At 61.9% G+C, this 26,713-nt stretch carries 21 protein-coding genes and 3 pseudogenes; 16 read left to right on the top strand and 8 right to left on the bottom strand.

Going from position 1 to position 26,713, the window contains the following annotated elements; translation table 11 throughout:
* Entirely contained in the window at window positions 1–777 is a 777-nt protein-coding gene (locus tag ACVOL0_RS03145; RefSeq protein ID WP_481547866.1) for a glucose 1-dehydrogenase, read from the bottom strand.
* A gap of 125 nt (window positions 778–902) precedes the next feature.
* Window positions 903–2,843, bottom strand: coding sequence for an alpha/beta hydrolase family protein (locus tag ACVOL0_RS03140; RefSeq protein WP_481547865.1), 1,941 nt, complete (start codon window positions 2,841–2,843; stop codon window positions 903–905).
* Window positions 2,844–3,021: 178 nt separating this feature from the next.
* Here ACVOL0_RS03140 and ACVOL0_RS03135 point away from each other — a divergent pair, with 178 nt between their 5' ends.
* A complete protein-coding gene (locus ACVOL0_RS03135; RefSeq protein ID WP_481547864.1) occupies window positions 3,022–3,336 on the top strand; it encodes a hypothetical protein in 315 nt (104 codons plus the stop codon).
* 9 nt (window positions 3,337–3,345) lie between these two features.
* Here the strand turns inward: ACVOL0_RS03135 and ACVOL0_RS03130 are convergent, their stop codons facing one another.
* From ACVOL0_RS03130 to ACVOL0_RS03115, 4 genes are read right to left on the bottom strand one after another with little or no spacing between them, the layout of a single operon-like run.
* Window positions 3,346–4,764: an aldehyde dehydrogenase family protein gene (locus ACVOL0_RS03130; protein WP_481547863.1), complete on the bottom strand. Its 1,419-nt coding sequence runs from the start codon at window positions 4,762–4,764 to the stop codon at window positions 3,346–3,348.
* Window positions 4,757–5,800 (bottom strand): nitrilase-related carbon-nitrogen hydrolase, encoded by a 1,044-nt coding sequence (locus tag ACVOL0_RS03125; protein WP_481547862.1) that lies wholly within the window; start codon window positions 5,798–5,800, stop codon window positions 4,757–4,759. Before ACVOL0_RS03125 ends, ACVOL0_RS03130 begins: the two co-directional genes overlap by 8 nt.
* On the bottom strand, window positions 5,797–6,129 hold the full coding sequence (locus ACVOL0_RS03120; protein WP_481547861.1) for a DUF1330 domain-containing protein: 333 nt from the start codon (window positions 6,127–6,129) through the stop codon (window positions 5,797–5,799). The genes ACVOL0_RS03125 and ACVOL0_RS03120 overlap by 4 nt, the downstream gene beginning before the upstream one ends.
* 11 nt (window positions 6,130–6,140) lie before the next feature.
* Entirely contained in the window at window positions 6,141–6,920 is a 780-nt protein-coding gene (locus ACVOL0_RS03115; RefSeq protein WP_481547860.1) for an enoyl-CoA hydratase/isomerase family protein, read from the bottom strand.
* A 56-nt stretch (window positions 6,921–6,976) separates the two neighbouring features.
* Between ACVOL0_RS03115 and ACVOL0_RS03110 the strand changes: the two genes are divergently transcribed.
* From ACVOL0_RS03110 to ACVOL0_RS03055, 12 genes and pseudogenes are all read left to right on the top strand, one after another.
* Window positions 6,977–7,765, top strand: coding sequence for a GntR family transcriptional regulator (locus ACVOL0_RS03110; protein WP_481547859.1), 789 nt, complete (start codon window positions 6,977–6,979; stop codon window positions 7,763–7,765).
* A 349-nt stretch (window positions 7,766–8,114) separates the two neighbouring features.
* Window positions 8,115–10,232 (top strand): TonB-dependent receptor, encoded by a 2,118-nt coding sequence (locus ACVOL0_RS03105; RefSeq protein WP_481547858.1) that lies wholly within the window; start codon window positions 8,115–8,117, stop codon window positions 10,230–10,232.
* A 364-nt stretch (window positions 10,233–10,596) separates the two neighbouring features.
* On the top strand, window positions 10,597–11,397 hold the full coding sequence (locus ACVOL0_RS03100; protein WP_481547857.1) for a GntR family transcriptional regulator: 801 nt from the start codon (window positions 10,597–10,599) through the stop codon (window positions 11,395–11,397).
* An 8-nt stretch (window positions 11,398–11,405) separates the two neighbouring features.
* Window positions 11,406–12,677 (top strand): 3-isopropylmalate dehydratase large subunit, encoded by a 1,272-nt coding sequence (locus ACVOL0_RS03095; protein WP_481547856.1) that lies wholly within the window; start codon window positions 11,406–11,408, stop codon window positions 12,675–12,677.
* Window positions 12,674–13,171: a LeuD/DmdB family oxidoreductase small subunit gene (locus ACVOL0_RS03090; protein ID WP_481547855.1), complete on the top strand. Its 498-nt coding sequence runs from the start codon at window positions 12,674–12,676 to the stop codon at window positions 13,169–13,171. The genes ACVOL0_RS03095 and ACVOL0_RS03090 overlap by 4 nt, the downstream gene beginning before the upstream one ends.
* Complete coding sequence (locus tag ACVOL0_RS03085) at window positions 13,168–14,010, top strand: hypothetical protein (protein ID WP_481547854.1); 843 nt, start codon at window positions 13,168–13,170, stop codon at window positions 14,008–14,010. Before ACVOL0_RS03090 ends, ACVOL0_RS03085 begins: the two co-directional genes overlap by 4 nt.
* A 97-nt stretch (window positions 14,011–14,107) precedes the next feature.
* A complete protein-coding gene (locus ACVOL0_RS03080) occupies window positions 14,108–14,953 on the top strand; it encodes a hypothetical protein (RefSeq protein ID WP_481547853.1) in 846 nt (281 codons plus the stop codon).
* 131 nt (window positions 14,954–15,084) lie between these two features.
* Entirely contained in the window at window positions 15,085–15,900 is an 816-nt protein-coding gene (locus tag ACVOL0_RS03075; protein ID WP_481547852.1) for a hypothetical protein, read from the top strand.
* A 227-nt stretch (window positions 15,901–16,127) separates the two neighbouring features.
* Window positions 16,128–18,053 (top strand): CocE/NonD family hydrolase, encoded by a 1,926-nt coding sequence (locus ACVOL0_RS03070; RefSeq protein ID WP_481547851.1) that lies wholly within the window; start codon window positions 16,128–16,130, stop codon window positions 18,051–18,053.
* Window positions 18,054–18,475: 422 nt separating this feature from the next.
* Window positions 18,476–20,641, top strand: coding sequence for a tetratricopeptide repeat protein (locus ACVOL0_RS03065; protein ID WP_481547850.1), 2,166 nt, complete (start codon window positions 18,476–18,478; stop codon window positions 20,639–20,641).
* Between the two features lie 64 nt (window positions 20,642–20,705).
* Window positions 20,706–20,958: pseudogene (locus ACVOL0_RS03060) on the top strand (IS3 family transposase); the annotation flags it as partial.
* Window positions 20,950–21,115 (top strand): annotated as a pseudogene (locus ACVOL0_RS03055) (integrase core domain-containing protein); the annotation flags it as partial. The pseudogenes ACVOL0_RS03060 and ACVOL0_RS03055, both read left to right, overlap by 9 nt.
* A 37-nt stretch (window positions 21,116–21,152) precedes the next feature.
* On the opposite strand, the pseudogene ACVOL0_RS03050 reads toward ACVOL0_RS03055, so the two are convergent.
* Window positions 21,153–21,537, bottom strand: a pseudogene (locus ACVOL0_RS03050) (transposase); the annotation flags it as partial.
* Between the two features lie 168 nt (window positions 21,538–21,705).
* On the opposite strand from ACVOL0_RS03050, the gene ACVOL0_RS03045 reads away from it, so the two are divergent.
* Both ACVOL0_RS03045 and ACVOL0_RS03040 read left to right on the top strand, forming a co-directional pair.
* Window positions 21,706–21,957 carry a hypothetical protein gene (locus ACVOL0_RS03045; RefSeq protein ID WP_481547849.1) on the top strand — a complete coding sequence of 84 codons (252 nt, stop codon included), beginning with the start codon at window positions 21,706–21,708 and terminating at the stop codon, window positions 21,955–21,957.
* A gap of 179 nt (window positions 21,958–22,136) precedes the next feature.
* A complete protein-coding gene (locus tag ACVOL0_RS03040; RefSeq protein WP_481547901.1) occupies window positions 22,137–22,442 on the top strand; it encodes a BON domain-containing protein in 306 nt (101 codons plus the stop codon).
* 100 nt (window positions 22,443–22,542) lie between these two features.
* Here ACVOL0_RS03040 and ACVOL0_RS03035 read toward each other — a convergent pair whose 3' ends face one another.
* Window positions 22,543–24,813 carry an Ig-like domain-containing protein gene (locus ACVOL0_RS03035; RefSeq protein WP_481547848.1) on the bottom strand — a complete coding sequence of 757 codons (2,271 nt, stop codon included), beginning with the start codon at window positions 24,811–24,813 and terminating at the stop codon, window positions 22,543–22,545.
* A 988-nt stretch (window positions 24,814–25,801) separates the two neighbouring features.
* Here ACVOL0_RS03035 and ACVOL0_RS03030 point away from each other — a divergent pair.
* Window positions 25,802–26,374 carry an OmpO family porin gene (locus ACVOL0_RS03030; RefSeq protein ID WP_481547847.1) on the top strand — a complete coding sequence of 191 codons (573 nt, stop codon included), beginning with the start codon at window positions 25,802–25,804 and terminating at the stop codon, window positions 26,372–26,374.
* Window positions 26,375–26,713 lie beyond the last annotated feature (339 nt).

The following is a 26,713-nucleotide window of genomic DNA, read 5'->3' as shown; positions in this document are numbered from 1 at the left end:
TCAGTCCAGCGTCTGCACACCGCCGCCGTTGACGAACAAGGTCTGGCCGCTGACCCAGTTGGATATCGGCGCGGCGAAATACAACACCGCACCGGCAATATCCTCGGCCTCACCCAGGCGCTTGATCGGCGTATGCGAGAGCATGCGTTCCTCGATCTCCGGTGTAAGCACAGTGGCCAGCGCATCGGTACGCACCGCACCCGGCCCCACCGCATTGACCCTGATCCCCGCTGGACCATAGTCATGCGCAAGATTCGCGGTCATATGGTTGATCGCCGCCTTGGACGCGGCGTAGGCACTGATCGCCGGACTCTTGTTGATCGAGCTCATCGACGACATGTTGATGATCGAGCCGTACCCGCCCTTCTGCATATGCGGTGCGCATAGCTGTGACAGCCGCCAGGCACTGAAGACGTTGATCTGGAACGGTCGCTCGAACTGCTCCAGGCTGATCGTGTACGGGCTCTCGCGGCCAGCCCCGCCACCGCCGGCATTGTTGACCAGGATGTGGATACCACCCAGTTCATTGGCGGTACGCTCCACTACCCGCACCAGGTCCTCGTCCTTGAGCACATTGCACTCCAAAGCCAAGGCCTTGCCGCCAGTTGCGACGATCTCTGCAGCCACTTTTTCGGCCGCAGCCAACTTCAGGTCGGCGATGGCGACGGCAGCGCCATAGGACGCCAGCATCAGTGAGCTGGCGCGGCCGATGCCGTTGCCGCCACCGGTGACGATGGCCACCTTCCCGGAAAGATCGAAATGCGCGTGCGGAATCATGGGACATACTCCTGTCCAGACGAGTGATCGGTCCGCTGACCATACACCCAGCCGGCAGGAGCGAAGGTGATGTTGCCCCCCTCACACCATCTCGTTGCCCTTCCCATTCACCAGCAGCAGATCAGTCACTGGCCAATGTTCTTGTCTAGAAACGCTTCCAGTGCACGATAGAACGCCGCGCTGTTGTCGTCGTTGTAGAAACCATGGCCTTCCCCCGCCACCGCCATCCACTCCGGCGGCTTGCCAGCGGAGACCAGCGCCGCACGCATTGCATTCGCCTGGGCGATTGGCGTGCGTTCATCACGCTCGCCATGGGCAAGGAACACCGGTGCCTTGATGCTGGACGCAAGAGTAGTCGGAGAATTGGCAATCAACTCCTCGTCGTTACGTCCGATCACGCGCGTCAGATAGTTCCGACCATAGGCCTTGTCCTTGATGTCGCCCTTCTTGTACATCATCTTCAGGTCATAGACACCAGCCAGCCCCACAGCACAGCGGATCAACTCTGGCTGCCGCGCAGCCAGCATCATCGCCGAGTACGCGCCGAAACTTGCGCCATAGCTGCACACACGCGAGGTATCGGCCAGACCCAGGGTTGCCGCATGGTTCAAACCATCCAGCACGTCCTGCTGGATCCGCGTTCCCCACTGCAGGTAGCCAAGTTCCTCAAATGCACGTCCACGCCCACCACTGCCACGATAGTTGACCTGCACCACCAGATAACCCCGATTTGCGAGGAACTGCGCGTCGTTGTCGTAGAACCAGTCATCGTTGACACCGTGCGGACCACCATGCGGAAGCACCACGGTCGGCAATCGACGGCCCTCGCTGTTGCGTGGAATGGTCAGTATTGCCTCCAGCTCTGTTCCATCGCCAGCCTTGAAACGCACCGGTCGGCGCTCGGCCATCAACGCCGGATCGATTGCATCGCGGGGTGACAGCACCTTTTCCAGCTTGTTGGTTGCGCGCCGGAAGATATACCAGCCGCCGGGGTCACGGTCGCTGGCCAGGTGCACCAGGATCGTCTGGCCATCACGGCTCACGTCATCGAAGGTCACGTGCTGTGCCGGTAGCAGCTCAGCCAGGGCCTTGTGCAGTTCCGCCTCCGGCTTTCCCGGATCGAAATACTGCAGCTGCGGCCGCCCCGCTACCGGCGAGGCGGCAAACGGTACCTCCGGATGACGCGTCCATTGCGACAGACCAACGCTGCTGAAGCCATCTGCGAGCAAGGTATCCCGGTCACTACCGTCGGCAGCACTGGATACCAGTGATGTCGGCCCGTCATTGCGGCTGAAGCGCCCATACACGCGCTGGTTGTCGGCCGAGAACGCATAGGGTGTCCAGATGCCGCCCACCTTCTGCTGCGGGATCACCTGCCAGCGCTGACCATCATCGGAGGCGTACAACAGGTAGTTGTCGTCATCGTCGCGCCCCCATGCGTAGCGCGCTACGCCATCATGGTCGATAACGAATTCAAGGTTTGGCACGTTGACGCTGGCAATCAGCTTGAAGTTGGGCCGCGGCCCCGCATCCACCAGGTACAACATCGAGTTGGTGGGGTTGCGCTTGAGCTGGCGCATGTAGAAACGGTCGTCATTGCTTTTGGCCACGCCTTCGATGAAGCCGAAACCGCGGTCCAAGCCGGCAGCGGCATTCTGTTGCTCGTAGCCGTAGACATAGCGCTGGTTCTGGCCGTCGAAATCGCTGGCGATGATCTCGCCCATCGGCAGCGGCTTTTCCAATGAGCCGTACTTGCGTCCCTTGGCGATCACCAGCCGCTTGTTGCTCACCCATACGATCTGATACGGGCTTTCGAAACGCGGAAGGCGCAGGACTGCGGTCCGCTGCATGTCGGCCAGACGTAGTACCTGCAGCGCATGGTTGCCCTCGCCAAAATCGGTGGCAAACGCCAGGTATTCGCCATCCGGAGACAGGCGTGGCATGGAGAATGGGCTGGCCTTGGCGAAGGCCTCCACCGGAACCGTCTGTGCAGCCACCGGCACCCCCGTGGCTCCCATCATTGCAATCAACAACAGATACAGCGAACGCCGAAACCCCTTCCCCATGACTCCCTTCCCCTGTGGCCAAACGGAATTTTCCGGAGAGTAATGTATTCAGGGTCCAACTGCAGCCCACCCGGGGCGTTCGCCCGCTGGCTGTCGTCGCAATGCTGCCGTGAAACCGCGGCAGGCGTGAACATGGCAGGATGCAGCCCTGCGTCCGCAAACAGGAGTTTGCCGCCTCATGCGATCCGCCAGCCGCAATCAGCGCAGGGCCTTGGCCACTGCGTTGCTCGGCACAATGCCTTCCCTGGCCTGGGCCATGACCCAATGCCCGCAGGAGTCCAACAAGTCCACCGAGTTCTGGCTGTTGGGCTGGTTCATCCTGGCGCTGTTCTTCATCGCCGGCCTGCTATTGCCCTTGCTGCTGTTCCGCACCACCCGCAGCGCGCGGCCGTGGCCGCGTTGGCTGCTGCGCATTGCCAGCATTCCGGCGATGCTGGCAATGTGGATGTTGGGGATGGGGGTCTTCCTGGGCAAGTTCGTACTGGTCTGCTGAAAAGGCCGCTTACGCGGCGGGGAACCACCATGGCGATGCCGTACCGTTGTTGATCAGCAAGGCACGCGCACGCACGAAACGTCGGATCGAGGCGGTGCCCATGCGCGAGCCGCCCATGCCGGAGAGCTTGAAACTCTGCTTTTCGGCGGTCTGCACCATGCCGGTCAGGCAGGCGTCATTGATCGAGATGCCGCCGGCCTGCAGCTGGCGCGCCACCCGCTGCGCGCGCTCGGGGCTTTGCGTGAACACCGCTGCCGACAAACCGAACTCGGTGGCATTGGCGCGCGCGATGGCTTCGGCTTCATCGGCCACCACCATCACCGGTAATACGCTGGCGAAGCTTTCATCAGCGACCACCGCCATTTCGTCGGTGACATCGACCAACACCGTCGGCGGGCACCAGATACCGCCATGGTCGATCAACTCGCCGCCGGTCAGCGCGCGTGCGCCCTTGGCCTTGGCGTCAGCCAGTTGGCCGCGCACCAGTTCGACCTGCGAAGCCGCGATCACCGGACCGATCTGGCCCTGCTTGGGGTCCGGCCAAGCCAGTTCCAACGCGGAAGCTTCCTTCACCAGCGCGGCGATGAAAGCATCGGCCACCGCTGCTTCCACGTAGACGCGCTCGATCGACATGCAGCTTTGGCCGCCGTTGACGAAGCTGCCCCAGGCCAGCGCGCGTGCGGCATGTGCGATGTTGGCATCGGACAGCACCAGCGCCGGGTCCTTGCCGCCCAGCTCCAGCGAGGCCGGAATGAAGCGGCGCGCACAGGCTTCGCCAACCTTGCGGCCGGTGGCGACCGAACCGGTGAAACAGATCTGGTCGCTGGCCTCGATCACCGCCTGGCCGGTGGCACCGGCACCGGTGACCAGCTTGAACACCGCGCCCAGACCCGCTTCGTCCAAGGCTTCACGCAACAGCGGCACGAAGCGCGAGGTGACCTCGCTGGGCTTGGCCAGGATGCTGCAGCCGGCGGCCAGCGCCGGCACGGCATCGATCAGGGTCAGCATCAGCGGGAAGTTCCACGGGCTGATCACGCCTACCACCGCATATGGCACCCAGGTCTGCTGGCTGTGGATGAAGGGAATGGCTTCCTGCTGGGCCGGCTTTTCCGCAAGACAACCCGCTGCCTGCTGCGCCCAGCGACGGATCGCGCCAACGGTGCCATCCACTTCAATCTGCGATTCGTGCCAGCGGCCGGTATCGGCCAACAAGGCGTCGAGGAAGCCGTCACGACGCGCGACCAGCGCATCGGCCAGCGCATCCAGGCGCGCACAGCGTTCCTCGATGCTGCGCTCGGCCCAGGCCAACTGCGCCTGGCGCAGCTGCGTGCCCAGCGCGGCGACGTCGCTGGCGGCGGTGATCGGCAGCTCGCCGTCGGATAGCCCGGTGCGCGGGTTACGCAGTGGCAGCGTGGTGGCTTCAGTCATTGTCCAGTACTCCAGCGCTCAGCAGTGCATCAAGGGTGGCTTTCTGGCGCGCGGCGAAATCGGCCCGCTGCGGAATCTTCAAGCCCTCGCCATCCAGCAGCGCGTTGGGCTTCAAGGCGGTGCTGCCGAGGCCGGCGTTGATAGCCGCCTGCGGCAGCCGCGAGAGGAAATTGCCCATGCCCGGGCGCAGTCGACGGCGGCGCAGGCCGGCGATATCCAGATCGGCGTAGGCGGCCATCGACTCGCCGGTACCAGCGGCGGACAGCACCCGGCCCTGGTCATCGACGATCTTGCTCATGCCATCGGCACTACCCAGCGGGATGTCGACGCCGCTGATGCCGGCGGTATTGGCCGAAACCACATAGGCCATGTTTTCCAGCGCGCGGGCGCGTTTGGCGATGTCCTTGGGGGTCAGCTCGGGGCTGCCGACTTCGCTGGTCGAATGCAGGAACACCTCGGCGCCGCGCAGGCCCATCGCACGCGCGATTTCCGGATACAGGATTTCCTCCGAGGCGATGCAGGACAGGCGGCCTAGCGGTGTGCGTGCGACCGGGAACACACCATCAATGCCGTACACGTCCAGGTACTTGTCCCAGACATCGTGCGGGCTGGGTGCGTACAGCGAGATCAGTCGCCGGTAGCGCAGGATCTGGTTGCCGCTGTCATCCAGGATCACCGAGGACTGGAAGTACAGCTCCGGGAAGTTCGGATCGCGCTCGTAGGCGTTGGAGCACAGATAGACGCCATTGTCCTGGGCAATGCGGCCCAGCTGCTCATACTCGCTGCCATCCATCGCGAAGCAGCCCTTGGCTGCCCAGCCGGGGATGGTGTCGCCCAGCGGATAGCTGGTGGCGAAGTATTCCGGCAGCACCACCAGCTTCAGGTCGGCGCCGATGAACGCCTTTGAGGCGCGGATCTGCCGGCCAACCCGTTCGATGTTGTCAGCCACCGCGACGGCGGCAGCTTCCGGTGTTGCGCAGGCATTGATGGCGCGGCAGGTGGTCTGCAGGGCCAGCGCGCGATAAGCGTCGATCATGGAGCCTTACCTTCGGTTGCGGTGTCGTTGAGAGCTTGCGTCTGCACGCCATCGGCGAGCAGCACGCGGAAACTGCCGGTGCCGGCGCGCAGCGGCTTGATCGCGGCGTAGTCGGCGCTGTTCCAGAACGCCAGTGCGGCGGCGCGGTCAGGCCATTGCGAGATCACCGTGCGGGCCGGGGCGTGCTCGCCCTCCATGCTCCGCTGCTCGCCTCCCATCACCAGGTAGCGACCGCCGTAGCGTGCGACGAGTGCCGGAGTTGCGCGGGCATAGGCGGCAAAGCCCTGTGGGTCGGTGATGTGTGCTTCGATGATCAGATAGACCGGCATGTCTACCGGCCTCAGCCGAAGCGCGGCGCGCGCTTTTCGAGGAAGGCAGCCGCGCCTTCGACGAAATCGCTGCTGCTGAAGGCGTCGTTGAACGCCGCCTCGGCCTGCGCCGGCCCAATGCTGGCATCGCCACCGAGATGACCCAGCACGGTCTTGATCGCCCGCCGCGCCTGCCCGGAGGTGGCCAACAGCTGCTGGACCTGTGCCTGCTCCAGCGCCTCGATGCCGTCCTCGCCCGCCAACTGGTTGATCAGGCCCCAATCCAGCGCGGTGGTGGCGTCGAGCAGGCGTCCGGTCAACAGCATTTCGCGGGTGCGGGCCATGCCGACCGTATTGACCAGCCGACGGCTGTCATCGGCGCTGTAAACTAAACCGAGCTTGGCTGGGGTGATAGCGAACCGGCTGCGGGCACTGGCCAGGCGCAGGTCACAGGCCAACGCCAGGCCAAGGCCGCCGCCCACGCAGGCACCGTCGATGACGGCCAGCGTGGTCTGCGGCAGGCGCTGCAGTTTGAGCTGGGTGCGTTGGACCTGGGCATTGTTGGCGGCAAAGGCCGTCGGTGCGGTGAGCAGCTGGCCGAGTTCGTCGATATCGGCGCCGGCGCTGAACGCCCCCGGCACGCCGGATACGACCACGATCTGGGCATCACTGGCGGCAATGGCGTCCAGTGCGGCCTCGATCGCCGCCCAGTGGCGGGTAGCCAGGGCGTTGCGCTTGTCGGGTCGGTGGATGCCGATGCGGGCGAGCGCGCCGTCACGGCTCCAGCAAATCACGGTTTCTTCAGTGACCATGGCCTATCCTATTTGTTCTATCGTTATAGCATTAAGCCAAAGGAGGGTGAAGCGAGATGTCCCAAGACACACTGGCCACATTGTTGAGTGCCAACGCGCACAAGCTGCTGCGCAATGACTTGCCGACGCCGCTTTACCACCAGATGTTCAGCCTGCTGCGCGACCGCATCCTCAATGGTGAGATCCCGCGCGGCGCCCGCATTCCCACCGAATTCGACCTGGCCGACGGCTTTGGCGTATCGCGCATCACCGCCAAGCGGGCGCTGGACGAACTGGCCGCCGAGGGTCTGGTCGAGCGCCGCCGCGGCAAGGGCACCCATGTCATCCACCGTTCCCGGCCCAAGCCGATGCACAGCCCGCTGACCGGGCTGCTGGAAAGTCTGGAAGTGCTGGCCGAACACACCAAGGTGCAGCTGCTGCAGTTCCGCCGCGGGGTGCCGCCGGAGCCGATCCGGGCCCTGTTCGATACCGGCCCACGCGATGTATTGGTGCAGGCCATCCGCCTGCGCCTGCGCGGCGATGTCCCGTTCGGCTACTACATCAGCTGGACCAATACCGATCACCCCGAATTCAACGAGGCGCGGCTGGCCAACAGCTCCCGCTTGAAGCTGTTCCAGACCGCGGGCATCCAGATCAAGCAGGTGGAGCAGGTGCTGTCAGCAGTGAATGCCGACGCCATCGCCGCCCTGCACCTGAAAGTGGAACCCGGCACCGCGTTGTTGTCACTGGAACGCCGCTCCTACGATGGCGACGGCAATCTGATCGACCTGCTCAACGTGCAGTACCGGCCGGATCAATTCACCTACCAGATGACCCTGGACGTGGATGACGGCACCCCGCTGTAAGCGAGCAACACCACCAACTCCCCGCTACCAACTCCCCGCTACGAAAACGCCGCCCCGACCGGGCGGCGTTTTGCGTTTGGCAGGCTGCGCGCATGGCCCGGAAAGACATAAGGCTAAGACCTATATGCCTTTGCAGTGCAGCACAAAAAGCCTGCAATTGCTGCTGCTTTTCAATTTTTATCAAATACTTATGCGCTTGCTGTGGCGCACCACGCAGCTGTGTGGATCCCGCGTTGGTCACATTGATTGTCCGGACAAATAGCGAAAGACTGGAAAGCAGACGCACCGGCACGCCATTGCCCGCTGTGCGCCTGCGCCACCCATCCCCGTTCACGCTATGAGGCAGGCAATGAAGGAAGTTCTGTACCGCAGTGCGCTGGCAGTCGCGATCGTGACCGCCCTTGGCACCAACCCGGCGTTGGCACAGCAGGCCAGCGATGGCGATCATGCCGTGCAGCTGGATCAGGTCAACGTCACCGCACAACGCCGCGAAGCGCAGATGCAGAAGACGCCGCTGAGCATGAGCGTGATCAGCGGGCCGGAGCTTGACCGCATGCAGGTCAAACGCGTGGACGACATCAAATTCGCAGCACCCAACATCATCATCGAACAGAACACCGGCACCAGTTCCGGCGCCAAGATCTTCATGCGCGGCGTGGGTGCCGATGAGTCGATGTTCACCAATGATCCGGCGGTGGCGCTGTACATCGACGATGTCTACATCCCCCGCCAGAACGGGGCGATGTTCGACCTGTACGACGTCGAACGCATCGAAGTACTGCGCGGCCCGCAGGGCACGCTGTATGGCCGCAACGCCACCGGCGGCGCGATCCGCTACATCTCGCGCAAGCCCACCGGCGAGAGCAAGCTGGCGCTGGATGGCAGCATCGGCAACCTCGGCCGCCGCGACGCACGCGTAAGTTTCGCCACCCGCATCGGTGAGACGCTGGATGTCTCCGCCGCCGCACTCAGCCGCCAGCGCGATGGCATCCTCAAGGACATCACCCACAACCGCATGGTCAACGACCAGGATGTGCTGGCCGGGCGCCTGTCGCTGGCTTCTACCTGGGGCGAAGCCTCCTACGCCACGCTGAGCATCGACCGCCTGCGCGAGCGCTCCACACCCGCCTGGGGCACGCCGGTGGCACTGGATGCCAATGGCAACCAGGTGCCGCGTCTGGGCAGCTTCTACAAGACCGAAACCGACACGCTGGGCTTGAACGACATCGACCAGTTCGGCGTGGCGCTGACCAATGAAACCGACTTCGGCGCGTTCTCCTGGCGCAGCATCGCGCACTACCGCACGCTGGACCATCACTTCTACATGGACGTCGATGGCACCGCGCAGACCCGTTATCACCTTGAACAGGACCAGCACCAGAACCAGAAGGGTTACGAGGCGCAGTTCACCTCGCAGCTGGACGGTCCTTTCAGCTGGGTGGCCGGCGTGTTCGCCTTCAAGGAGCACAACGACCAGCCGACCCGCAGCGACATCTTCGTGCGCGGCGGCACCAACTACATCGCCCAGGACACTTCGGCATATGCCATCTACGCACAGGGCGACTACAAGTTCACCGACAAGCTGACCCTCACCCTGGGCGGCCGCTACAGCTATGAGAGCAAGGATTTCTCGGTGCGCGCGGTCAAGGCCAATGGTGACCCCAACTTCAGCAAGAACATGCGCAACAGCTGGAACCGCCCGGACTGGAAGGCGCTGCTGTCCTACAACTTCAACGACAACGTGATGGGCTACGCCAGCATCACCACCGGCTTCAAGAGCGGCGGCTTCAATGGCCGCGGCAGCACGCCGGCGACCCTGGTACAGGTGGATGCCGAAACCCTGCGTGCCTACGAAGTAGGCGTCAAATCCACGCTGTGGGACAACCGCCTGCGCTTGAACGGCAACTACTACCGGCTGGATTACGACGGCATCCAATTGGCCGCGGTGAACCCGGAAGGCATCTTCGTTGTCACCAACGCCACCGGTGCGTTGATCCAGGGCATCGAACTGGAGGCGGAGGCGCAGCTGACACGCGGACTGAAGCTCAACGCCACGCTCGGCACCATCGATTCGGAATACCAGAAGTACAAGGCCATCAACGCCGCCTACTTCCGCGGCCATCCGATGAAAAACGCACCCAAGCTGCAATGGACCTTCGGCAGCAGCTATGTGCAGCCGCTTGGCAATGCCGACCTGGTGTTCAGCGCGCAGGCGCGCTACACCGACGACTACTTCCAGAACCAGGATGCCTCGCGCCTGATCATGCGCAAGGCCGGGCATGAGTACAACGCACGCATCGCCTACGAACCGCGTGATGCGCAGTGGTCGGTGGCGCTGTGGGGCAAGAACCTGAGCAATGAATTCGCCTCCACCGGCGGCTTTGATATCGCCGGCCTGGGCGTTGGCGTGATCTACCCGAACGTGCCGCGCACCTACGGCGTGGAGTTCAGCTACCGGTTCTGGTGAGGGCTGATAGCGACAGGTCGTGCCGAGCCATGCTCGGCATGGGCTTCACCAGCACCCCATCAGCCAGCAAAAAGCACCCCTCCCCAACCCGCCCGGCCCGAAGGCACAGCCTTCGGTCGTTCATCAGGCCGCGCGCCAGTGGCGCGCAAGCAGGCCTTCTTCACCCCCTGCGCTGCGCGAAAGGGAGGGAGCGTAGTGCCGAGCCATGCTCGGCAGAGGCCTTCCCGGCGGCGCATCAGCCAGCGAGAAGCCCCCTCCCAACCCAAGCGAATCCCAGCCAAAACACAACAAGGTCTATACCCACGCTCCTTTTAGATATATAGATATATCATTAAGATTATTTCGGACCTGCCGGCAAGCCACCGTGGACCCGTTCACCACCCAATCCCTGGAGGGCATCCTCCGCCGTGACCTGCATGCGCCGCTGTACCACCAGCTGCAGGGTTTCCTGCGTGGGCTGATCGAGCGTGGCGAAATCGGCGATGGTGAGCAGCTGCCGCGCGAAGAAGAGCTGGCCAGGCGCCTGCGCATCTCGCGGGTCACCGTGCGCCAGGCGCTGCACGTGCTGGCCAATGACGGCCTGCTGGTACGCCAGCGTGGCCGCGGTACCCGCGTGGTCGGTGGCAGCACCAGCCGCGGCTCCAGCATCCCGATGCCGCTGAAAACACCGCTGGGCGAGCTGATCCACAGCCTCGACACCCTGGCCAGCAACACCCAGGTGCGTCTGCTGGGCTGGGAGCGCGTGGTCCCGCCCGAGCCTATCCGCGACCAGTTCGGCAGCGGTCCGCAGGAAGCCCTGGTGCATTGCGTGCGCGTGCGCTCGCGGCACGGCCAGGCCTTTGGCTACTACGCCAGCTGGACCCGTACCACGCATCCGGAATTCAACGCCGAACAACTGGCCTATGGCTCGCGCATCGCCTTGTTCCGGCGCTGTGGCATCCGCTTCGTGCAGGTCCAGCAGACCGTCAGTGCGCTGCGTGCCGGCGCGATGACCGCCATGCACCTGCAGATGTCGCCCGGCCAGGCAGTGATGAACCTGACCCGTCGCTCCTACGGCCCTGACCAGCAGTTGCTGGATCTGCTCGACATCCAATACCGCCCCGACCAACTGCGCTACCAGATGCGTCTGGACTACGAAACCAACAAGCCGGAGACATTTGTTTGAGTGCAACTGTGAGTGCAACGCTTGCCGAAAAAATCCTCGCCCGTGCCTGCGGGCGTGCGGCCGTGCAGGCGGGTGAAATCCTCACCGCCAGACTCGACCTGCTGATGATGCATGACTCCGGCGGTCCGCGTCGGGTCGCCTCGCGGCTGGAAAAGCTTGGTGCCAAAGTGTGGGACCCGAACAAAGTGGTGGTGGTCTCCGACCATTTCGTACCGGCAGTGGACATGGAAAGCGCCGACATCCTCGCCCTCACCCGCAAGTGGGCGCAGGCCCAGGGTGTGACACATTACGACATGCTCGGCATCTGCCACGTGGTGCTGCAGGAACACGGCCATGTGCAACCCGGCATGTTCTGCGTGGGTGGTGATTCGCACTCACCCAGTGGCGGCGCCTTTGGCGCCTTCATGGTCGGCATGGGCGCCACCGACATCACCGGCGCACTGGTCACCGGTGAAGTGTGGCTGCGCGTGCCGCAGACCACGCGTGTGCAGCTCGATGGCGTGCTCGGCGCCGGCGTCAGCGCCAAGGATGTGATGCTGATGCTGTGTGGCCAACATGGCATGGGCAACGAAGGCCAGGTATTCGAATACGGCGGCAGTGCAGTGCAGGCAATGCCGATGCATGAGCGCCTGACCCTGTGCAACATGGCCGCCGAACTCGGCGCTGAAACCGGCATCGTCGAACCCGACGCGACCACACTGGCTGCATTGGAACAGGCCGGCAAACCTTTCTCCGGTGATCTGGCGCAATGGCGCAGCGATGCCGGCGCCAACTACCTGCACCACCATCGCTATGACGCCGCGCAGATCGCACCGCATGTGGCTGCACCGCACAGCCCGGCCAACAGCCGCCCGATTGGCGAGCACGGCAAGGTACATATCGACCAGGCCTATATCGGCGCCTGCACCGGCGCCAAGCTGACCGACCTGCGCATGGCCGCCGAAGTCCTGAAAGGCCGCCGGATCGCCAAGGGCACGCGCCTGCTGATCGCCCCGGCCTCGGTGGCGATGACCGCCCAGGCAGCGGCCGAAGGCACCCTGGCCACCCTGACCGAAGCCGGCGCCATCCTGCTGCCGTCTGGCTGCGGCGCCTGCGCCGGCATGGGCGCGGGCATGCTCAGCAGCGGCGAAGTCTGCATGTCCACCACCGCGCGCAATTTCAAGGGCCGCATGGGCTCGGCCGAGGCGCAGGTCTATCTTGGCTCGCCATACAGCGTTGCCGCTGCCGCGGTGAAAGGCGAAATCTGTGATCCACGCGAGTTGTTGGGAGAAGGCGCTTGAACGTTCGTGGCAAGGCTTTCGTGTTCGGCGACCGCATCGATACCGATGTGCTGGCACCCGGCCCCTATATGCGTGAACCGATGCGCGTGATCGCCAGCCACTGCCTGGAAGCGGTGGACCCGGCCTTCGCCAGCGAAGTACGCCGCGGCGACATCGTGGTGGGCGGTGAATCCTTCGGCATCGGCTCCTCGCGCGAACAGGCAGTGCAGGCGTTGGCCGAACTTGGCGTGGGTGCCATCATCGCCAAATCGTTCGCACGCATCTTCTATCGCAACGCGCTGAATCTCGGTGTGCCCGCGCTGGTTTGTGCGACGCTTGAAGCAGCGCGCGGCGATGAACTGGAAGTACGCCCGGTGGAGGGACGCATCATCAATCACAGCACAGGTCGTGAATTCGACTGCGAGAAGATTCCCACAGAGTTGATGGCAATCGTTGCCGGCGGCGGCCTGATGCCCTGGCTGGAGCGCAAGCTGGCTACGGAACGGCGCACATGAAACAGGGCATCATCCACGCGACCTTGATCGCGCCCAACCTGCAGCAGGTCTGCGACGCCTATGTCGCGCAGTTGGCCTTGCAGGTACAGCAACGCGGCATGCTCGACGCCGAAGATGCCGCCGCGCTCGATCTGGCGGATCTGATCGGCGCACCGCTGGCATGGCTGTCCAACAGCGCTGGCGAGCCAGTGCTGCGGGTGATTGAAGACCCGCATGCAGTCGTTGCCGAACCCATGTTCCGCCATGGCTGGTTGTCGCTGGAAGTGCTGGTGGGAGATATCGATACCCTGGCTGCTGGCCTGCAAGCTCCCTTCAAAGTACTGGGGCCGGCCGCCAACCTTGAGCTGAGCGATGCGATCCGCGCAGCGCAAGTGCTTGGACCATGCGGCGAACTGCTCTACCTCACCCAGATCAAGGCTGCGGTGCCACCCTTTGATCTGCCGATGACCGAGGCCACGGTGGCGTCCACCTTCATCGGGGTGATGACCACGCCGGATCGAGAGGCCTCGCAACGTGCCTGGTCTGCATTGTTGGGCGCCATGGGCTGGGCCTTCGATACCAAGATCACCGTGCTCAATCGTGCCTATGGCCGTGCCCTGGACGGCCGCTACCCGGTGGCCGTGCTGCCAATGCCCGGGCAGTGCATGGTGGAGATTGACCAGGTGGCGCTGCCTGTTGCCTCCAACACGCGATATGCAGGGCAATACAGTGTGGCGCTACGTCTTCCGGCAACGAGTGACGACATGCTGCTCGCTGTTGGTTGGCAGCTGTCGGTTTTCGGTGAGCAGCGTAGCCTGCGCGGGCCCGCCGGGGAGCACGTGCAACTGCTTGCGGGGTAGTCGCCGATACGACCTTTGAACGATATCGCTTCGCTGCACTGCGGCGGGCTGAGCGACGTCATGGCTGCGGGATGCCAAGAATGGTGACTCTCTGCAGTTGACGAAATTCCCCTACCGTTTAGCCACGTACAAGCAGCCATCGCTTTGGCATTTTCCTGAATCCAAAAAAGTTTCTGAAGTCATAGATTCCTTTCACCCCTACTCGTGGGTGCGAAAAGGATCTGTCATGTGCTTATGGATCAGAGCAAGCGCTTTTTTACTGGTTCTCATACCAGCAATCGCATCTGCCAGATGCCCAACCGTGCGCCCGGTATCCGCATCGGTTTCCAACACCCCTTTGTTCCTAGCACCCGCAGCGGGCGCCTTCCATGATGGTGACGTTCCCGAGAACTTCGGCGTCTACGATTGGAGTGAAGCGGCGGACGCCTGGGTCCTTTCGGAGGCAGCCTATCTACCAAGTGCGGAGGGCGAGCAGGTCTCGCAGTCCGACGAGGTGATTTCACTTGAGACCCCAACAGGTGGTGGTGGTGGTAGCGGTGGAGGAGGTGGCGGTGGTGGTGGTGGTGGTGGGCCGACTCGCCCACAAGCCAATTGCAACACAACCGACCTGCCGGCAATCACTGTGCGTGCTTCGCGCCCTTCGTTCAGCGGCGCCGCCACACTTCTCATATTCCGCAGCTCCGCGCTGCGTTCACAAGGCAAGGCGATAGCGCGGAAGCGTCGAGGGGGAACGGTACAGGGCGACAAGAACATCACCTGCGCCAACTCTGATGATATGACGCGAAAGCTTGCTGCTCTCGATAAGCTCAACGGCATCAGGCCAAAGGGTTCACTCTGGCTGGTCCGCTACGGTCACGGAAACTGGCAGTTGTGGCAGGTGACCAATCCCCTTTTTTCGGACAAAGGACTGATGCCTGCGAGCCCATGCATGGGCGCAAGCTGATTCATTGATGTGTCCTCCTGATGGCCTGCAGAAGATTGCTTATGCGAGCGCGCCCTTTCTCCATATTTCTTACCTTCGTACTTGCCTGCCTGGCAGTCTTGCTCGGCTTCCATCGCCAACGTTTTGGGGACATGCAGACCGCTGCCACAGCAGAGGTAGCGGCATCGGAAAGATTGAACGCCGTACCCGCCTCCCCCCCCATGGACGGGACTGTGCAGCAAGCGCAATCAAGCACGGAATCGGCAGCCAACTCAACTTCGCAGGCATCAATTACCAACATCGACAGAGCGATGGAAAAGGAGAATCTGGCTGATATATGCGGCTACACCCAACAACATCGCAGCACGTCCTTTGAAGAAATCGCCAAGCGCAGCCAGTCACCGGAGAGGCGGACATTGGAATCTGCCTACATACTTGACGCCTATGTTTCTTCGCACTGCTCCAGGTCGCGCGCGCGACCGATGAGGAATTCGCCTCCTTTCGATGACACCGTAAGGACATTGGCCGACAACGGCGATCCGGAAGCCCGGCGTATGCTCTTTGCAAGCGACGTGCTTGGCGATGAGCAAGCCTCCCACCAAGCTCAGGAGCACGCCCTCATGATCCTGGATGAATTGATGGCAACCACAGCGCACGCTTCGATGTTCGAGCACGCTGGGGTATTGCTGGCATCTCACGCGGCAACCGAACCCCTGTTGGCCGCTGACGGATCCGCAATGGAGCCTGAGCAGCGCCTTGCTGCGGGAGCCGTTGGCACCCTCATCGCCCGCTGCCGGATCTTCGGCGGCTGCGCTCCAAACAGCGTTCTCACACTGCGTGCGTGCATGCCAGACATGTGCACGGCGAAGGGCATGGATGGGTATCTACGGCAGATTCTCAACGCCAACGAGATGGAGAACAGTCATCACCATGCTGACGATCTGGTGGCCAGGCGCCAGACGCGCTGATGCAGTTCACTACCTCGCCGCTCGATCTGCAACCTTCAAAGGATCGACGACGAACCTGTCCGCGATGCCTCACCGTTGGCGTTGAGGCCTGTTGACCCGCCAGGGTCCGGGCAGTTGAGGATCAAGTGCATGATTGTCTCTATTGGGCAGCCCATGACCTTTGCCATGTGTAACTTCCACTACACAGGCATAGCGTCAGCGTTTACCCAAGCGCTTGAGGTAGAGCAATGCGGACCCTGACCCTGGCTGCAGCCATCGCCACAATCACCTGCTTGGGCATGGCAACGCCAGCCACGGCGCAGGTCGCGCCGATGACGCCTGACATCACTGGCAAGAAGTTCGTCGCCCCACAGCCAGCCCGCGATTTCGAAAAGCGCGAGGTGATGATCCCGATGCGTGACGGGGTCAAGCTCTATACCGTCATCATGATTCCCAAAGGCGCGCACAATGCGCCGATCCTGTTCACCCGTACGCCGTACAACGCCGCTGGCCGGGTCGATCGCACACCAGGTGCGACGCATCTGGTCGATGCCCTCGCCCAGGGCGACACCGTGTTTGCCGAGGACGGCTATATCCGCGTGTTCCAGGACGTGCGCGGCAAGTACGGCTCGGAAGGCGACTATGTGATGACGCGGCCGCCACGCGGCCCGCTCAATCCCACCAGGATCGATCACAGCACCGATGCCTGGGACAGCATCGATTGGTTGGTGAAACATCTGCCCGAATCCAACGGAAAAGTTGGCATGCTCGGTTCGTCCTACGAAGGCTTCACCGTGGTGATGGCCTTGCTTGATCCGCACCCTGCCCTGAAAGTCGCCGCGCCGGAAAGCCCGATGATCGACGGCTGGATGGGCGATGACTGGTTCCAGCATGGTGCCTATCGGCAGGTGAATCTTGGCTATTTCAGCGGGCAGATGACCGCACGCGGTGCCGGCGCAAAGGTCGCCATGCCGACCGGCGACGACTACAGCAGCTTCCTGCAGGCAGGTTCGGTTGGCGCCTTCGCCAAGACCCTGGGGCTGGAACAGATACCGGCCTGGCACAAGGTCAGTGAGCACCCAGCCTACGACGCGTTCTGGCAGCAGCAGGCGCTGGACAAACTATTGGCCAAGCTGCCGGAGATCACGGTACCCACCATGTGGGAACAAGGGCTGTGGGATCAGGAAGACATCTACGGCGCACACACCGCTTGGGCTGCGCTTGAACCCAAGGACCACGACAACAAACGCAACTTTCTGGTGATCGGACCCTGGCGGCATAGTGGCGCCAACTACAACGGCAGCTCGCTGGGTGCACTGGAGTTCAACGGCGACACCGCCCTGCAGTGGCGACGTGACGTGCTCAAGCCGTTTTTCGATCAATACCTCAAGGAAGGTGCGGCGGTCGCCAGCACGCCGCCGGTCTGGGTGTACAACGCCGGCAGCAATCGCTGGGAAACCTACAACAATTGGCCGCAGAGCTGCGCGCAGGGCTGCGCCGCCAACGCACGCAGACTCTATCTCAATGCGGATGCAGAGCTGGCCTTCACTGCTGCCAGTACCGGCGCGCAGTACGCCGAATACATTTCCGATCCAGCCAAACCTGTTCCCTTCGTTCCGCGTCCGGTCAACATGGGTGATCGTGATGTCTGGACTACCTGGCTGGTACGCGATCAACGCTTCGTCGATGGCCGTACCGATGTGCTCACCTATACCGGCCCGGTGCTGGACAAGCCAATGAAGCTTGCCGGCGTTCCGCAGGTGCAGCTCAGCGCGTCCACTTCGGGCAATGACAGTGACTGGGTGGTGAAGCTGATCGATGTCTATCCCGATCAATACCCCGACAACCCGAAGATGGCCGGCTACCAGCTGCCGTTGGCTGTCACCATCTTCCGTGGCCGCTACCGCGAGAGCTTCAGCCAACCCAAGGCCATCACCCCCGATACGCCGCAGACCTATACCTTTGACCTGCCCAACGTGAACCAGACCCTGCAACCCGGGCATCGTTTGATGGTGCAGGTGCAGTCCAGCCTGTTCCCGCTCTACGACCGCAATCCACAGAAATTTGTGGACAACATCTTCTTCGCCCAGCCTGGCGACTATCGCAAGGCCACGCAGCGGATCTGGAACAGCGCCGAGCATCCGAGCTACATCAGCTTGCCCATCGTGGACTGATACCACGCGGCTGTACCAACCGCTTGCCGACAATGTCTGCAGCTGCATGCTGCACAAGGCGGTGGCGCTGAGCCAGCGGCCGCACCCAGGGAGGAAGCGACGCCTTGCGGTGCCGCTTTCTCTGCATGGGCTGCCACCGGCCCCTACCGCGACCCGCTGCAAGCGAGGCCCGTCGCGCGACTCAACGACAACAGCGGATTCGAATACATCGCACTGCCCGCCTGCCTATGCGACAAGCGCTCGGCGCTGCCCGGGTTGACCGCAGGCACCTCTCCTCAAGCAGCGACAACTGCAGCCAGTTGCTCGCCGCCCACATTTCAGAATAGGCATTGTCCTAAAGAAAAAACTCACAGGCTGAAGCACTATTCCGCCACGTCCTCGCCGCTGTGGACGGCTCAGCCCACCATCATGCGTCCATGCGCATGAAGGCAGCTCTGGAGATCCGCGGGCCCCTGCTGTTCAAGGCGCGCAGCTCTTTCTACCGGGCAGGATCAAACCCCTTCAGCCCGGAGAATCGGATGCGTCGCTCACACAGCAACATTCCCCAACGCGCGCGCAAGCGTTCGACAAGCATTGCCGAGACAACGTACGCAAACGTGCTGGCTCTTTATCAACGCCATCAGTACGACCAGGCCCTGGCACTCTGCCGCAACAAATTGTTGAAACTATCGCCACGGCATCCAGGCGGTTTGGTCTGCGCAGGCGTAATCTGCTACCTGAACAAGGATTTCCCGGCAGCGGAGCGCTATCTCAAGACGGCCGCGGCCAACGCAGACAATGCCGATGCGTACAGCAATCTGGCCCTCACCTACGCGGCCATGCAGCGTGAGCCTGAGGCCGAGGCGGCGTATCGCTGCGCTCTGGGCTTGGCCCCCCACCAGGCCAAGGCGTGGAACAACCTGGGCAATATTCTCAACCGGAGTTTCAAGTCAGACCGGCGCGCCGAAGCCAAGGAATGCTATCGCCAGGCGATCAAGGCTGATCCGAAGTATGCCAATGCCTACAATAATCTCGGCCACGCACACGACACTGTCGATGGCGATAAAGAGGCTGCGGAGGCGAACTTTCGTTCGGCCATCGCCTGCGACCCCCACTACCTCCAGCCACGCCTGAACCTCGCAGGCATCCTTGAAAGGACTGGAAAGGAAGTTGAGGCCCTTGCCTGCCTGCAGAAATCGCTGGAGCTGCAACCGGGCAATGTCGAGATCGTCGGGCGCATTTTGGGCCTGCGTCGCAAACTGGCTGATTGGGATGCCACGCAACCAGCGATGGATGACTTTCTGGCACTGCTGTCGAAAGGTGACAGCAATAACTTCTCACCTCTCGATCTGCTCGCCTGGCCAGAATTTGATGCCGCGATGCAACGCAGACTCGCTGGCCAGTTTGGCCGCAAACGTTGGGCATCGGCATTGGCGGCCGCGCCGCTGGTGTCGTCAGTGGCCAATGCGCATGGCGGGCCTCTGCGGATCGGTTATCTGTCCGCCGACTTCCGCAACCATCCAGTCGCTCACCTGATCACCCAGGTCATTGCCGCGCACGATCGCAAACACGTGCAGGCACACCTGTATGCCTATGGTCCGGAAGGCGACGATGAAGAACGACGCAGACTGATTGAAGCTGCTGATCACTTCACCGTGATCAGTCGAATGGATGATCTGGAGGCAGCACAGCTGATCCGCGATGACCAGATCGATATCCTGATCGACCTCACCGGGTACACCACGCACGCCCGCCTTGGAATCTGCGCGCTGCGTCCAGCACCGATAATTGCAACCTGGATAGGCTATATCGGCACCTTGGGCGAGGCACGCTTTGCCGACTACATCATCAGCGACGCGGTAGCCACGCCGCCAGAGCATGCCGGCCAGTTCAGCGAAGCCTTGGCCTTGATGCCCGAATGCTTCCAGCCCAACTGTCCGCTGACGCCACTGGCACCGCCGCCGCCGCGCGAGACGGAGAATCTGCCGGTCGATGCCATCGTGTTCTGCAGCTTCAATCAAGTCTTCAAGTTCACCCCGCAGCTATGGGATGACTGGTGCGAGGTTCTGCGCAATGTGCCGCAGGCTGTGCTTTGGATCGCCCCCGGGTCTTCCGAGGTGGTCCCCAGCAACTTGCTGAAGGAAACCGCGAAACGCAGCGTGGATCCGGCAAGGGTCATATTCGCCAAGCGCCAATCACTTGCAGATCACCGTGCCCGTATCGCCCTGGCCGATATCGCCCTGGACACCTATCCCTACAACTCGGGTGCAACGGCGAGTGATGTGTTGCGCGCAGGGGTTCCGCTGGTTACCTGTATGGGCCAGACCTTTGTCAGTCGCATGGCAGGCAGCCTGTTGCATACGCTGGGCATGCACGAGCTCTGCACCACGTCCCGGCGCGACTATGTATCGCTGGCGATCGCGCTGGCCAAGGATGCGCCCAAGAGGGAGACAATCCGCCGCAGGCTCGGCGAGCAGCTGCACACTTCGGTGCTCTACCAGCCGGACAGATTTGCCTCACAGCTCGAACAGCTGCTGCATGCCATGCATGAGCAGGCCAAATATGGGCAAAGAGCTCTCATCGATATGACCGTCGCGGCGCCATGGTAGTCCCGTCGCAGATTGGCTGGCGCCAGAAGTGGAATTTTCTCGCATCCTCTTCCGGGGAGGTTCCATGACGGCATCCCGTTTCACCGACAGCCAGATCACCCCCGTACTCAAGCAGGCCGAGGCCTGCAGGTTCGCGCCGGAACTGTGTCGCGAGCACGGGATCAGTTCGGCGACATGGATGCATCGCTGATGTCCCAGCTCAAGGAGCCGCAGGACGAGAACCGACGCCTGAAGAAGATGCATGCCGATTCGCAGATGATCGCGAAGTACTCCGCGAGGCGATGGCAAAGAAATGCTTGCGTCGAACGTACAACCGCACCGTCCGCAACGCCTGGCTGGCCACGACCTTGCTCGACACCATCGAGCAGGTGCAGGACAGGGCCACGCGCTGGCTAGGGACGTACAACCACGAGCGCCCCCAACCTGGTGCCCGGTAACATCACGCCAGCAATGAAACTGGCGACGGCCGCATAGCTCCACGTTTGGCAACCGTTAAAAGCGGGGCGACTACCCTTCCTACGCGTGCCAAGCGCGTGTTGATCTGCTCGAACATTGCCGCTGCCAGCCGGTGCTTCTCCAGAAGACGGTGGAAGTTGAGGACAGTCGTGTCATCCGGAATCTCCTCCAGACTGCCCGGCTGAGCGAACTGTCGCATCATCTGCGTATCGCACAGAGCCGCTTTCATCGCAGAGTCGCTCAATGCGTACCATTGCTGCTACAGGTGGACGCGCAACATCATTTCCAGCCGATATGGCTGCCGGCGTTTGGGTAGTGCCACTCGATCAACACCAGCAGCGCCTTCCACAGCACAACCTGCGCTGCTCGGACAAGAATATCTCGCGCCATGTGCGCTTGCGCCCACCTTGCGGTTCGGCGCCACCACAGCTCGGTTGCATGGGCTGATCAGGCTCTCGAATCGTGGCCTGCCATCTGACAGGCTGCGAAGGGTCTGTTCAGAGATTCCCAAATGCCAGTAATGCGAACCCCATCATTGCCGCGTGTTCATGATGTGGGCTATAGCTTGGCAGCGGGATTCGGGGGGATCGCATACCGGAGTAACGCCAATGGACAAGATTAAATTTTTCCTCGAAGGGCCCGGCCGTCAGCTTCGACTGGTCACCCTGCTGGCAACCGAGTCCAGGAACATCGCCAAGGGCAGCAGTGATGGCCGCCGTGTCGCCACCATGGGTCTTAGCGATGTCTGCTTCCATACGATGGTCGACGAGCAAGGCAACATCGCCAAGCAGATCGATTTCGATGGCTACCGTTTCAAGTTCCATGATTCCAATCTTCCCTGGGATCTGATGATCGCTTGAGCTACGATGCGCATCGCGGCCCGTGCATTACGCGAAATTTGCGTTTCCTGCACCTGCTCATCACCGGATGCAGGCATCCGCTTAATCGCGCTGCGTGCACCCTGCGGTTGGAGCATCGTTGCTCTGATCGGAGACACGTCATGGGTACCCGCAAGATGAAGCAACTGCTGTTCGCAGGCATGATCGCCATTGGCTGCGCAGGCACTTCCCTCACTGTGCAGGCCGCTGGTCAATCCACGCATGGTCATGAATCCGAGCAGCCCGGCACCGATACATGGATCACCACCAAGGTGAAGGCCGAGTTGCTGACCACCAAGGATGTGTCCGGCATGGAGATCAAGGTCGAGACCGTCAACGGCGTGGTGGCACTGAGTGGCACCGTCGCCAGCAAGGTCGAAGCCGACCGGGCCATTGCCGCTGCCAAGGCCGTCAAGGGTGTCAAACGTGTGGACAGCTCGGCGTTGATGGTGGCTGCAGCACATTGATGCTTTGGCGTATCTACAGGCCTGCGTGCGGGCATTCACACAGAAAAGCGGCACCTTGCGGTGCCGCTTTTCCTGATGCATCGACACCTTCCCGCAGGGCTTAAATCAGGTCAACCCGCACTGCATCCTGCACCAGCAACTCGGCATCCAGACCTGAGTGCTGATAGACAACATACGAGACACCCCCGATGGAGTGTTTGCCCATCGATGCCCAGTCGCCCACGTCCTGACCGCCAACACCGAGCAGATCATCCAGCCTGACCACGTCGCCAGCGTTGCCCTTCACCATCATCTGTACGGTCTGTTTGCCACTTTGACGGAACAGGTCAACCTGGCCATTGGCCAGAACGTCCTGCAATGACAGACTCAAGCTGTTGTTGCCGGTGCCGGTGATATCGAAGATTTCGATGGAATCGATCCTGTCCTTCAACGCCGCCAGATTCAACGTCTGATTGGCGCCGGTGAGCTTGAGGGTGTCCACGCCTGCGCCACCGGAAACACCGCCGCTGCTGGCAGCCGTCAGGTTGGCGACATTGGCCAACGTGAACACGTTGTCCTCGTCGCCACCGTAATAGGTGCCCGTCTTGCCATCGATCGCCTGATTGCTGAGCACATTGAGCTCACTTGCACCGCCACGTATCTGGAAATCATCCAGGCCAATCCAGTCCCATGAACCAATACCCGTGTACCCCGGCACCTTGTAACCGGTGCTCACCACCATGTACGAGAACTCCTGCCCGGCCGGCGCCTTGAACGAGGCATTCAAGGAGTTGGGGTAATAGGCGGACAACGACAACTGGCCCACCAGCGCACCGCCGGCGGTGTAGAGCCTGATCACCGAAGGATCGAAACAACCGGCCTGCAGATTGGTCACCAGGAACTTCAGCTCGGACACCGGGCCTTCGGTGAAATCGATGCGGGTACGCCCGGTGACGCCGATCTTCATGCCGGTATAGACCGCGGGATCGTAGGTGGTAAGCCCGGTAATCGCTTCAGGTATTTGCCAGACATCGTGGTCGATCTCGGAAGTGATCCGCAGCCCGTTGTAGCTCGTGCTCTGCCCCGCGCTCAGGTTCACATACGAGGCGCTGTTGAAATCGATGAACTTGTTGTCCCCCATATCGCGATATTTGGAGCTGTTGCCAGCCTTGTCGATGATCGCCGCCATCACATCACCGCTACTCACCGCAAAGCCCGGCGCGATACGCAGGCTGCCTGCGCTCACGTCTCTGGCGGTCAGCGCGTGGTCAAAGCGCTGGCCATTGAGCACAACGCTGACGATGTCGCCAGCGGAAACAGACGTGCTCCTGAATGCCACCGTCAGGTAGGCGCCATCGACGCTGAGCTTGGTCGGCGCATCCGGCGCCAGCGTATCGAGAAATACATCGCGTGATTCGATCTGGCCACTACGTCCGGCGGCGTTCACGACCTTGGTCTGGATCGACCAGTTGCCACTGTGGGCGTTGTTGTCCTGTGCTGCCCAACGAAGACCATCAACCAATGCCCGGCTCCAACTGAGCCCACCATCGGTGGACACCAGCAGGTGTTCATCGACGGCCAGCTGCGCGCTGAGTGCACCTTGCATCAGGCGCCCGGCAGCACCGTCGTTGGTAAGCCAATCGCGGTGGCTTGCGCCCCAGTCCTTGCCCATCGAAGTAACCGTGGCGATCTGTGCAGGTACCGGCGCCTGGACAACGATGATATGCCTTTCCGAATGCTCGGAAGTATTGCCGGCCTCGTCGGTCATCACCACTTCGAATTCATGCTGGCCATCAGGAAGCTCGACATCCGGCGTGAACGTCCAGGTGCCGTCTTCAGCGACAAGGGCTTCACCAATCACCTGGCCGTTGTCGATGATGGTGACGGTGGCACCCGCTTCGCCCCTGCCTGACAACGTAGGCGTATTGTCGTCGGTATTGCCACCGTTGGCGACCGCACCGGTTTGCGCGCCAACGTCATCCGACACCTCGCCAATCGATGGCTTCTCCGGGGCCACCCTGTCCACGTTGATCACATATGGCTCGGATTCATCGCTGATATCACCTTCTGGTGATTCGTGAATGACGCTGATGCTATGCCTGCCATCAGCCAGTGGGTAGATCGGAGTGAATGTCCATCTACCATCAGCACCCACCTGCGCGTGGCCCAGCAAATTGACTCCGTCATAGACGTGAACCAGATCACCAGGACGGCCCGCTCCCTTGATTTCCGGATGACCGTCATCGGTATGGCCACCGTTGGCGATATCACCCGTCTTGCTACCGTGATCGTCGACTATCGCTTCGATCACAGGAGCGCTGCCAGCAGCGTGCATATCCATATTGTTGACCTCCGCTGTCTGCGATATCTGGTCGTAACCCACTGCGTTCACTTGTTGTCTCCGTTGACATGAATGGATCATGCAGCTGCTCTGCAACAGCTGCGTGCCTGACTCCAGAACTGAATCTGCTGGTCATGACGCTAACTGCAGGCGTCAGCCGGCGCGGACTCCGCATCCTTGCTGAACGTCGTTGTCGAAAAACGCGTTTCTCTTGGCGAACGCATGGGCAAGGTCGTGTGGAAACACTCGCCCAAACTGCTCGTCGTACCGTTCCAATCAGTGGATTGGACGCGCGCTACCATGGCGCATTGAAATTCCGGCCTTGATGCTTTCCACCGTCATGGCCCCGGGCAACCAGCCCGCGCACCAGACGCATCAACATGCCAATGAACAAGCTTGTTTCCGCCGCATCAATCCATCGCAGGTGGCCAAAAAAGCGGGCGCCTTTCATGTATTCATGCGTGACAACAGCGCTTCACGGTGGCGACGCAGGCCGCCAATGCAGTAACGATGGCGGGATTATCGGCACCTGTCCGAAAGAGAGACATGAGAATCAGCTTGAATCCCAGGGCGTACTTTGACGTTGGAAACGCCTGTATTCACGGGTGAAACGCAGATGCATTGATTTGGAAAAATAAGCACAAAACAGTTTTATAGGTGGAACCTTGAGCGTCTCTGTATCCGATACATACACGGACCTCTGCCAGCTCGATTTCAGCTTCACTGCCACGAAACCGCTGGGCACCACACAACCGCCAAGCTTCCTGCGCACGCACCCTGGCGCTACTGGCAAACACGCCGCGAAGGCGACGGTCGCGTCCCCAACGGCGCCCCCGCCCACTGCCGCACGACGGCACGTACCGGCGGTCCGACGTCTTTCTACCGACGCGCCCAAAGTTCCCTGGAAACGCGCCTAATTTATGTACTGGTCAGTTTGGTATTCAGGGTGGATTCCGTCGGCTAACGGATAATTCACAACTGTCGAACGGCCACCGATTCAGGCCGTAACGATCAAGACCAATAACGAGGTAATGCCGAAATGAAGACTTCTTTGATCGCTTTGGGCCTGCTGGCCGCCCTGCCGTTCGCCGCTTCGGCTGCCGATGGCCTGTCCTACAACTATGTGGAAGGCGGCTATGTGAACACCGACACCAAGGGCGGCGACGCCGATGGTTTTGCGGTGAAGGGCTCGGTCGCGGTGCACCCGAACTTCCATGTGTTCGGTGAGTACAACGCGCAGGAAACCGACAAGAGCAAGGTTGACGTGGACCAGTGGCGCCTGGGTGTTGGCTACAACTACACCGTGGCCCCGAACACCGACCTGTTGGCCCGTGCGGCCTACCAGAAGCTGGATCTCGAGTACGGCCCGAAGTTCAGCGGCTATAGCACCGAAGTTGGCGTGCGCACTGCGTTCACCCCGAACTTCGAGGGCTATGCCCTGGCCGGCTACGAGAACTACAGCAAGAAGCGCGGCTACGATCCGGACGGCGAGTTCTACGGCCGCGTTGGCGCCACCGCCAAGTTCAACCCGAACTGGGGCCTGACCGGCGAAGTGAAGCTGGCCAAGGCTGGCGACAAGGAATGGTTCGTCGGCCCGCGCTTCACCTGGTAAGCGACAAAGCTGCAAGCAACAGATAGTGGTGTTGTATGGCGCGTGACCTCTCTCCCACGCGCCGCTGGAAGCCCGGTCCTCCCCCGACCGGGCTTCTTTTTTGCGCCGCGCCCGGGTTTTTGTAGTGCCGAGCCATGCTCGGCAGGGGCTTTCCCGGCCAAAGCCCAAAGCTACCCCTCCCCAACCCTCCCCTTGGCTGCGCCAAAGGGAGGAGGCGTAGTGGGGGGGGGGGGGGGGGGGGGGGGGGGGGGGGGGGGGCGCCGCCCCCCCCCCCCCGCGGGGCCCCGCGAACAAAAAAAAAACACACACCCACCACGGCGAGCTGTGAGATAATTGGGG

The organism is Stenotrophomonas sp. STEN021, assembly GCF_056760175.1.
Note: the sequence above shows the minus strand (reverse complement) of the source record. Positions and strands in the feature narration are given on the sequence as shown.